Genomic DNA, 9,421 nt, shown 5'->3' with positions numbered 1-9,421 from the left:
CTTTTCAAGGGCGGGGGACCGTTGCGCTTGCGGAATGGTGGTGGGTTAGCAGCCCCCTGGGCTGCGTTTCCCTTCAAAACCATCTGCCCCCGGCAGATGGTCTCCTTCACCCGCTGACTGCCTTTTACGCCTTGATCACCTGTTCAAACAATCCCTTGTTTTCCTGGATCTTCCCTTCTCCCCCGACTACGCACAGGTAGCCGTCGGAGAGCACGTCCCGTACCAGGGGCGCCAGGGCCCGGATGTCTTCGGCTGTGCAGTCGATAATCTGGTCCCGCTTTTTCTGGGCGATGGCTTCCGGGGTCCCCTTCATCTGGGCGGTGATGGCCTTTTCCAGGTGCATGGCCGGGGTAAGGGGCGTATCCACCAGGCTGATGGTGCCGATCACGTACTTGGTCATTTCCCGGTCGGAGGCCTGGAATTTTTCCAGGTAGTCCGGCAGATCCCGGTAGGCCTGGAGGCTTTCCGCCAGTTTGGGATCCCGGTAGCTGGACAGGTAGAAGGTGCCGCTGGGGTCAAACCGGGTACCGGCCCCGTAGGCCCCGCCCTGGACCCGGATCTTGGTCCACAGGTATCCGTACCGGAGGATGGTTTCCAGCACCTTCATGGCTCCCGTATAGTGGTAGCCGTGGTCATGGAAATTGCCCCCGGCCAGTACATACTGGACCTTCCCGGAGGTGGTGATCCCTTCGTTCTTCCCGGGAGCCGTCAGAACGGGCATGGCCTTCCCTGCATAGGGGGAATGGGGCAACTGGGCGGTAAAGGCTTCCATCCTGGCCAGGGCTTCCTGTTCCATGTCCTTGTCGCAGGACAGGGACTGGAGCTGGGCATCCTGGTGGAAGAAGGCGGGCACCAGAGCCTTCAGGTTGGCCGCCACTTCATCGGCCTTTTCGTCGAAATGGGCCCACAGATCCTGGAGGAACTGGTAATAGGTCAGCTGGTCGTGTTCCATGCTCCGGGCGGATTTGGAGAAGTAGCTCATAAGCCGCAGGGTGGCCACGGTCATCCCCCGGGCAAAAAAGTTGTTGTCCCAGTCGGTCTTCACTTCGCTGATGATTTCCTTCAGCCGCTTTTTGTCCTCCACATGGCTCCGGAGGGCGATGCTGCTGAGGATATCGAACAGCTTGTCCTCGTTCTTTTCCAGTACCTTGGCGGACACCTTGAACACGTTCCGGTAGGTGTTGGTGTCGTTGTACCGGCTGTAAGGCTTCACTTCAAAGTTCAGGCCTCCCAGGTACAGATCCGCCAGGGTGGTCAGTTCCTCATAGGAATAATCGTCGGTGTCCACCTTCCCCAGCACGTCGGTGAGAAGGTAAGCATAGCACAGCTTGTCTTCCGGCAGACCGGTAAGATCGAAGCACCAGTCGAAATAGGCGATCTTGTTGGTGAACTGATGGAGCACCAGATGGGTGTGGTCCCCCGCTTCCGTTACCTGGGGATGCTCGAAATCGTTTTTCCGGGTAATGTCGGACCGCTGGAGGAGCGGGATGGAGGCCAAGGCTTCCGGGGTGTCGGGGGCTGCCTGCCGGGCATGGAGCTCGTCGGCGATGGCTTCCACTTCCTTCAGCTGGTCTGCATCCATCTGGCTCTTCTTTTCCGCCATGGCCTGGGCGAACTGTTCCGCGTCCCGGGCTTCCTTCCCCGGTTCCGGGGTCAGGGTCACCAGGCATTTGTGGGTGTTGTCCAGAAGTACGCTTTCGATGAGCTGTTCATAATATCCCTTGTCGATGGCGCTCCGGAGGAAGTCCAGGCAGTCGGTGAACCGAAGACAGGCGGTGGGGTCTCCTCCGTAGAGCCAGGTTTCCATTACGTTCAGCCCGTAGATCAGGCCTTTGGGATAGATGTTGAAATCCGCTTCCCGCATCTTGAATTCTTCGGAGTTCAGTTCCGCTTCCAGGAGCCGGCGGGGAATCCCGTTCCGGGACAGATCCTGGAGGGTCCGGTACAGCACCTTTACGAACTGGTCTTCCTTGTCCGGGTCGGAACCGCTGACTTCCACAGAAAACACCGGCTGGAGCTGGGAGCCGTTCAGGCTGCCGGACACGTCGCTGCCGATGCCTGCCCGGAGCAGGGCCAGCCGCAGGGGAGCGTTGTTCCCGTCCAGGAGCACATGGGTCAAAAGCTTCAGGGCCATAATCCGCTTCTGGTCCAGGGCGGACCCCACCACGATGTTCATGGACAGGTAGGTCTTTTTGGCCGTGTCATCCCCTTCCGGCACCGGGTAGGAGGCTTTCACTTCCCGGGTCTGGTCGAAGGGAGCCTGGAGGGGGATTTCCACCTTCAGGGTGCCGGTCTTGGGGAACCGGCTGAGATATTCCCGGTCCATGTAGTCCAGCCAGTCGGCGATGTCCACATCCCCGTACAGGTAGATGTAGGCGTTTTCCGGGCTGTAGTATTTTTTGTGGAAGGCCACGAACCCTTCCTGGGTCAGCTGGGGAATGGCGGAAGGCAGGCCGCCGGATTCGAACCGGTAAGGGGAATCCGGGAACAGGGCCTTCATCACTTCATGTTCCTCGATGGCATCCGGGGAGGAATAGACCCCCTTCATTTCGTTGTACACCACCCCGTTGTAAAGGAGAGGTTTGTCCCCTTCTTTCCCCAGTTCGTAATGCCAGCCTTCCTGGCGGAGGGTAAAGGGGTTCTCTCCGATGAGAGGATAGAACACCGCATCCAGGTACACGTCCACCAGGTTCCGGAAGTCCTTGGCATTCCGGCTGGCCACCGGGTACACAGTTTTGTCCGTGTAGGTCATGGCGTTCAGGAAGGTGTTCAGGGAGCCTTTCACCAGTTCCACGAAAGGTTCCTTCAGACGGTATTTCCGGCTGCCGCAAAGGACGGAATGTTCGGTGATGTGGGCCACCCCGGTGTCGTCCTGGCTGGGAGTCCGGAAGCCGATAGTGAACACCTTGTTGTCGTCTTTTGAGGACAGGTAGAACAGTTTGGCCCCGCTGGCCTCATGGATCATTTCGTAAGCCGTGGCTTCGATATCCGGCAGAGGGGTGATTTTTTGTACGGCAAAGCCGTGGAGTTTCGTTCCAACAGAAAGTTCCATGCAGAATCTTCTCCTTTGTTTTCTTTTCTATTAAGGGCAAAAGAAAGGGGAGCTGCCCCTGGCAGTCTCCCCTTCCCTGTTGAATCTTACTTGAAGTACTGCACGCCGCCCAGGAACAGAGGCTGCAGTTTGTTCCCCGGGATGTTCTTCATGAGACCATCAGTGAACCGTTCGGTGTGGCCCATTTTGCCCAGGACCCGCCCGTCCGGGCTGGTGATGCTTTCAATGGCATACAGGGAGCCGTTGGGGTTGTAGGGGCTTTCCATGGTGGGATCCCCAGCCTGGTTTACATACTGGGTTGCCACCTGGCCGTTGGCAAAGAGTTTCTTGATCTCTTCTTCGGTGGCCACGAACCGGCCTTCCCCGTGAGAAACGGCGACGGTGTGGATGTCTCCCGGTTCAGTGAGGGCCAGCCACGGAGATTTGTTGGAAACCACTTTCGTTTCCACCATCCGGGAAATGTGCCGGCCAATGGTGTTGAAGGTCAGAGTGGGAGAGGTTTCCGTCAGAGGACGGATGTCTCCGTAGGGCACCAGACCCAGTTTGATCAGGGCCTGGAAGCCGTTGCAGATCCCCAGGGCCAGGCCGTCCCGGTTATACAGCAGGTCCATGACCGCTTCCTTCAGGGACGGATTCCGGAACATGGTGGCAATGAATTTGCCGGAGCCTTCCGGTTCGTCGCTGGCGGAGAACCCGCCGGGGATGGCCAGGATCTGGGCTTCCTTGATCCGTTTGGCCATTTCTTCCACGCTTTCCTTGATGGCGTCCGGAGTCAGGTTCCGGATCACGAAAATATCCGCCTTGGCACCGGCTGCTTCAAAGGCCGCAGCGGTGTCGAATTCGCAGTTCAGGCCCGGGAACACAGGGATGAACACCCGGGGCTGGGCCACGTTGTAGGGAGCGGTGAGCGGCAGGTCGTTCCGGTAGTAGGGCATCCGGCAGATGTCCTTGCCGGAATCCTTCACCACAGAGGGGAATACCCCTTCCAGGGTCCGGGTATAGGCTGCCTTGATTTCGTCCAGGCTGATGGCAGTGTCGTTGACGGTGACTTTTCCATCGTCGGTGAGTTTGCCCAGCACCAGGAAGTCGCTGCCGGCAAAGACTTTCTCCGCATCGGCACCGGGAGCCAGTTCCACCAGGAAGCCGCCGGGCTGGAGGGTGAACAGGCATTCCTCGTGGAGGAAGGGCTTCACAAAGCCAAAGCCCAGTCCGTTGCCCAGGCACATGGAGGAGATGGCTGCGGCCACGCCCCCTTCTTTCACCACGCCGGCGGTGAGGATCCGTTTGCCCAGGATGGCCTTGTGGACGCTGTCCAGGAGGGTCCGGAGGGCAGGGTAATCCACCACTTCGTGTTCATCGCAGGGTACGGGGATGAACACCACGGTGTTGCCGGCCTGTTTGAATTCGTTGGAGATGGTGTCACGGCCGTCCATGACCCCTACTGCAAAGCAGATCAGGGAAGGCGGGACTTCCAGGTCCATGAAGGTGCCGCTCATGGAGTCTTTGCCGCCGATGGCCGGCAGTTCCAGTTCGCAGCAGGCTTTATAGGCACCCAGGAGAGCGGCGAAAGGCCGGCCCCAGGTATGTTCCGTATGGAGTTTGGGGAAGTATTCCTGCATGGAAAGACGCAGTTTCTTCGGATCGGCGCCCATGGCCGCAGCCCGGCACACGGCTTCCACCACCGCGTACATGGCCCCATGGTACGGGCTCCAGCAGCACACGTTGGGATCATAGCCGCTGGCCATGACGGAGGTGGCGTTGGTCTTGCCGTGGAGTACCGGCAGACGGGCGGCCATGCCTTCGGTGCGGGTCAGCTGGTTCCGGCCGCCGTAGGGCATCAGTACGCTGCCCCGGCCGATGGAGCCGTCGAACCGTTCACCCAGCCCTTCTTCGCTGCACACGTTCAGCCGGTCCAGGTTGGCCAGCCAGGCTTCTTTGATATCCTTCTTCCCTTCCACTTCTGCAGGGGTGCTGTTGAAGGGAGAGGTTTCTTCCACTCCGTCCACTACCACGTTGGATTTCTGGGGAATGCCGTTGGTGTCCAGGAAAGCCCGGGACAGGTCCACGATCTTTTCCCCTCTCCAGTACATCACCAGACGGGGATCTTCCGCCACTTCCGCCACCACCGTGGCTTCCAGGTTTTCCTTGGCGGCAGCGGCCATGAATTTGTCCAGATCTTTGGCAGCGATGCACACCGCCATCCGTTCCTGGGATTCACTGATGGCCAGTTCCGTGCCGTCCAGGCCTTCGTACTTCTTGGGCACCTTGTCCAGGTTGATCACCAGGCCAGGGGCCAGTTCCCCGATGGCCACGGAAACACCGCCGGCCCCGAAGTCGTTGCACCGTTTGATGAGACGGGTCACTTCCGGATCCCGGAACAGCCGCTGGATCTTCCGTTCGTTGGGGGCGTTCCCCTTCTGGACTTCCGCACCGCATTCGCTGAGGGATTTGGTGGTGTGTTCCTTGGAGGCACCGGTGGCGCCGCCCATGCCGTCACGGCCGGTACGGCCGCCCAAAAGAACGATCAGATCGCCGGCAGCCGGACGTTCCCGGACTACAGCGTCCCGGGGAGCAGCCCCGATGACGGCCCCCACTTCCATTCTCTTGGCCACGAATTTGGGATGATAGTATTCTTCCACGGAACCGGTGGCCAGACCGATCTGGTTCCCGTAGGAGCTGTACCCGGCAGCGGCACCCAGGGTGATCTTCCGCTGGGGCAGTTTGCCCTTCAGGGTCTGTTCATAGGGAGTCCGGGGATCTGCGGCCCCGGTGACCCGCATGGCCTGGTACACATAGCTCCGGCCGCTGAGGGGATCCCGGATGGCCCCGCCCAGACAGGTGGCAGCGCCCCCGAAAGGTTCGATTTCAGTGGGATGGTTGTGGGTTTCGTTCTTGAACATCACCAGCCAGTCTTCTTTTTTGCCGTCCACGTCAATGGGAGCCACGATGCTGCAGGCGTTGATTTCTTCCGAAGCATCCAAATCAGGGATCTTCCCTTCCTTCTTCAGCTTCTTGGTGGCCAGGCAGGCCATGTCCATCAGGGTAATGGGCCGCTGGGTGTCTTTCCCGTAAACGAAATCCCGGTCTTTTTTGTACAGGTCGTAGGCTTCCGCCACCGGCTGGGTGTAGACACCGTCGGTGATGGAAACGTTTTCCAGTTTGGTTTCAAAGGTGGTGTGCCGGCAGTGGTCGGACCAGTAGGTATCCAGCACCTTGATTTCCGTAATGGAAGGATCCCGGTCTTCTTTCTTGAAATATTCCTGGATGAAAGCCAGATCTTCCAGGCTCATGGCCAGTTCCTGTTTGTTCAGGAAGTCTTCCAGGCCCTTTCTGTCCAGGGCACGGAAGCCGTCCAGCACAGCCACCGGTTTGGGCACATCCCAGGTCATGTCCAGGGTGTCAGGCTTGTCGATGGCCGCTTCCTGGGCTTCCACCGGGTTGATGCAGTAGTGTTTGATCTTTTCAAAGTCGGCGTCGGACAGGTCCCCTTCCAGCAGGAACACCTTGGCAGCAGCCACAATGGGCCGCTGGCCCTGGGTGATGGCCTGGATGCACTGAGCGGCAAAATCTTCTCTCTGGTCATACTGGCCGGGGAGCAGTTCCACGGCAAAGCTCCGGAAACCGGCAGGGATCTCCAGTTCTTCGTCCCGGACCACATCCACCGGGGCTTCGCTGAGCACCAGGCTTCTGGCCTGTTGGTATTCTTCGTCAGTGAGCCCTTCCAGGTCGTACCGGTTCACGATCCGGACGCTTTTCAGGTTCTTCAGCCCCAGGGTCTGCTGGAGATCGGAACACAGACCTGCTGCTTCCACAGCATATTCTTTCTTCTTCTCCACAAATACACGTCTAATTTTGTCGCTCATGACAGCCTCCCTTAAAAATACTCGTTGATAAAATTATTCTCCCGCGGGAACAATTTGTCAAGGATTTCCCATGCATTTTCACTGTCCACATAGATCATGCCGGCTTTCTGGAGCTGTTCCGGTCCGTAGAGGCCGAAGAACAGCTGGGTGAAGGTCCCCACGTCCAGCAGCACCTCCGGGTCGTCCAGGGTGTTCAGCAGCTGGATCCCCTCCCGGGTGAAGTTCAGCTTCACCAGCATGGTGTTGAGGGCGATCTGTTCGTCCTTCAGGGCCAGCACCAGGGTCTTCCCCACCAGGCTCTCCGGTACGGAAAGAGCCTTCAGGCAGGCCGCGGCGTTGATCACCCGGCCCATCATGAAGGGGGCCTCCCGGGGCGCCAGGGCCTGGTCCGGCAATTGGGTCCAGGTCAGGTCGTCTTCCGGCGCCAGCCAGTCCAGGGTCTTGTAGGTGCCCGCCAGCCCCTTGAAGTACTGGAGCAGACGGATTTTGGCCGGGGGTTCTGCAGCAGCCATTTCCTGGACGGTCACTTTGTCTCCCTCTCTATTATACAACGCGTAAGCCTTTGGTGCACCGTCATTCCGGATGATTACCGTCTCAAAATTTTCCTGGGCGGCAGTCAGAAGGGTGTTCTCCCACACCCGGTGGTCCCGGACCACATAGCCGTGGTACCCGGCCATGGCTTTTTCATAGACGGGAGCCACCAGTTTTTCCCCGCTCCGGGTGTCCACCCGTTCCGGTTCGTACCCGTCCAGAGGGTGTCCCGCCAGATCCAGTCCGGCCAGAGGCAGGGTGTAATGCTTCCGGAGATGGGTCCAGGCAAAGCCGTAGGGCTGGTAGATCCCGGCGTAAATGGGCATGAGGATCACAAAAGGCACCTTCAGGGCCCGGAGGGTGGTGAAGGCGGTTTCCATCAGGTCCCCCATCACATGGTGTCCCCGGGCCACCGGATCCGTGGCCACCCCCACAATATAGGGCACCTTCCAGTCCCGTCCCCGGAGCCGGAGCACATAGGGGTTCAGGTGGAGCATGGTCAGCAGCTTCCCGTCCTGGAATCCACCCAGGATCCGGTTCTGCTTCAGGGCATATTCCCCGAAATACCATTCATAAAAATGCGTCCCCTTCTTTTCAAAGCAGTAATCCCACAGGTCCGCCGCCTGGGACAGGGTATCCTGCTGGAGCAAACGAAAATCCATGGCAATCCTCCTTCAGCGGATGATGGTATTGTATTTTTTCACCATGAACACAGGCTTGTAGGATTCCTTGGCTTCCCGGAGTCCTTCCTTGCCCATGTCCTCTTCCCGGTTGATGTAGGTCACATCGGGCCATTCATGAGCGATATATTCCTTGTTGATGGCGGTGTACAGGCCCCGGATGTCCGGATCCGCCTTTTCCACATGGATCACCGCCGTGTTCTTCCCGGCCCGTTCCCCGAAGGTGAAGGCCTTCACCTGGCCGTCCAGCCGGATCAGACCGCCCCGGAGCTGGAGTTCATCCAGATGGTTCAGCCCTTCCTGGATGGCGTCGAATTCCGCCACAATGGAAGGATCGGTGAGTTCCCGCTGTTCCACCCACTGTTTCCCGTAGGCAATGCATTCGTCCTTGTTGGCCGGGGTAATGGGCTCGTAGACGAATTCCGGGTTGTCCTTCAGGAACTGGTTGTAGTGGTTCTTCTTTCCGTGGAGCTTCCGGCCGCTGAGGCTGGCCAGGCTGGCCCGCTGGTACACATAGTCCCAGTTGTCCCGGTCCGGGGTGAAGGTGTTCACCTGGGGCAGGTATTTCTGGAACCGTTCGATGGTATGCTCGTAGATCCCGTGCATTTCGAAAGGTTCCCCTTTGAAATACTGCTTCAGGGCGCAGATCACTTTTGGCAGGTCTTCGTTGACCCCGCCGAAGGGGGGCAGCACGAAAGTGGTGCCGTTGACGGTGACCTTGATGATGAGACAGCCGTGGCTGATGGCCCAGTAGCTGTCATACTGCTTCCGCCAGATAAAGATGGACCCGAAACAACATTCCGAGGCATGGTAGTCCTCTTCGGTAAAGTAATCATCGAATATCGGCTTGTCGTCGATGCTGATATGCTTGAATTCTAAAATAAGAATCGCTCCCTCATTTGTAAGATGTTTATATGTATCTATTATTATAACAGATGAGTCAAGAGGCTTACAGCATCCCCATATCGTTCAGTTTGTCCACCCGGAATCCGTAGTCGGCGGTCTGGACCACCTGGACGAAGGCCGTGTTGGCCAGGCTCATCCGCCACATGTTGTCTATGGGGAACCCCAGGATCTGACACACCAGGAGCCGGATCAGGCCCCCGTGGCTGACGCACAGGATGGTGCCTTCCGGTTCCATTTGGTCCACCAGTTCCCGGAAGGTTTCCCATCCTCTTTTTTGGGAAGCGGCCAGGTCTTCCTCCGCTTCCAGGTCCACCTGTCCCGGCTTCAGGAAAATATCCCGGAGGGTATCCGGATCCTTTTCCTGGATTTCCCGGAGATGATGGCCGTCC

The 9,421-nt window shown here is 58.6% G+C and carries 5 protein-coding genes; all 5 read right to left on the bottom strand.

Annotated elements, in window-relative coordinates; genetic code table 11:
- Window positions 1–124 precede the first annotated feature (124 nt).
- Entirely contained in the window at window positions 125–3,052 is a 2,928-nt protein-coding gene (locus QVO43_RS05885) for an insulinase family protein (RefSeq protein WP_022487625.1), read from the bottom strand.
- Between the two features lie 86 nt (window positions 3,053–3,138).
- Window positions 3,139–6,915, bottom strand: a complete 3,777-nt coding sequence (locus QVO43_RS05880; protein WP_022487624.1) for a phosphoribosylformylglycinamidine synthase — start codon at window positions 6,913–6,915, stop codon at window positions 3,139–3,141.
- Window positions 6,916–6,926: 11 nt separating this feature from the next.
- Window positions 6,927–8,108, bottom strand: a complete 1,182-nt coding sequence (locus QVO43_RS05875) for a GNAT family N-acetyltransferase (protein WP_022487623.1) — start codon at window positions 8,106–8,108, stop codon at window positions 6,927–6,929.
- A gap of 12 nt (window positions 8,109–8,120) precedes the next feature.
- Window positions 8,121–8,969 (bottom strand): DUF2156 domain-containing protein, encoded by an 849-nt coding sequence (locus tag QVO43_RS05870; protein WP_288174613.1) that lies wholly within the window; start codon window positions 8,967–8,969, stop codon window positions 8,121–8,123.
- Window positions 8,970–9,075: 106 nt separating this feature from the next.
- Window positions 9,076–9,421, bottom strand: a 346-nt coding sequence (locus tag QVO43_RS05865; protein ID WP_288174610.1) for a histidine phosphatase family protein, incomplete at its 5' end; no start/stop codon positions are given.

Source organism: Acidaminococcus sp. CAG:542 (assembly GCF_000437815.1).
Lineage (GTDB): Bacteria > Bacillota > Negativicutes > Acidaminococcales > Acidaminococcaceae > Acidaminococcus.
This window is presented reverse-complemented; position numbering and strand designations above follow the sequence as displayed.

What these genes read in the sequence shown, in the direction of transcription:
- QVO43_RS05880 (WP_022487624.1), bottom strand. Translation starts at nt 6,915, where the DNA reads ATGAGCGACAAAATTAGACGTGTATTTGTGGAGAAGAAGAAAGAATAT.
- QVO43_RS05875 (WP_022487623.1), bottom strand. Translation starts at nt 8,108, where the DNA reads ATGGATTTTCGTTTGCTCCAGCAGGATACCCTGTCCCAGGCGGCGGAC.
- QVO43_RS05885 (WP_022487625.1), bottom strand. Translation starts at nt 3,052, where the DNA reads ATGGAACTTTCTGTTGGAACGAAACTCCACGGCTTTGCCGTACAAAAA.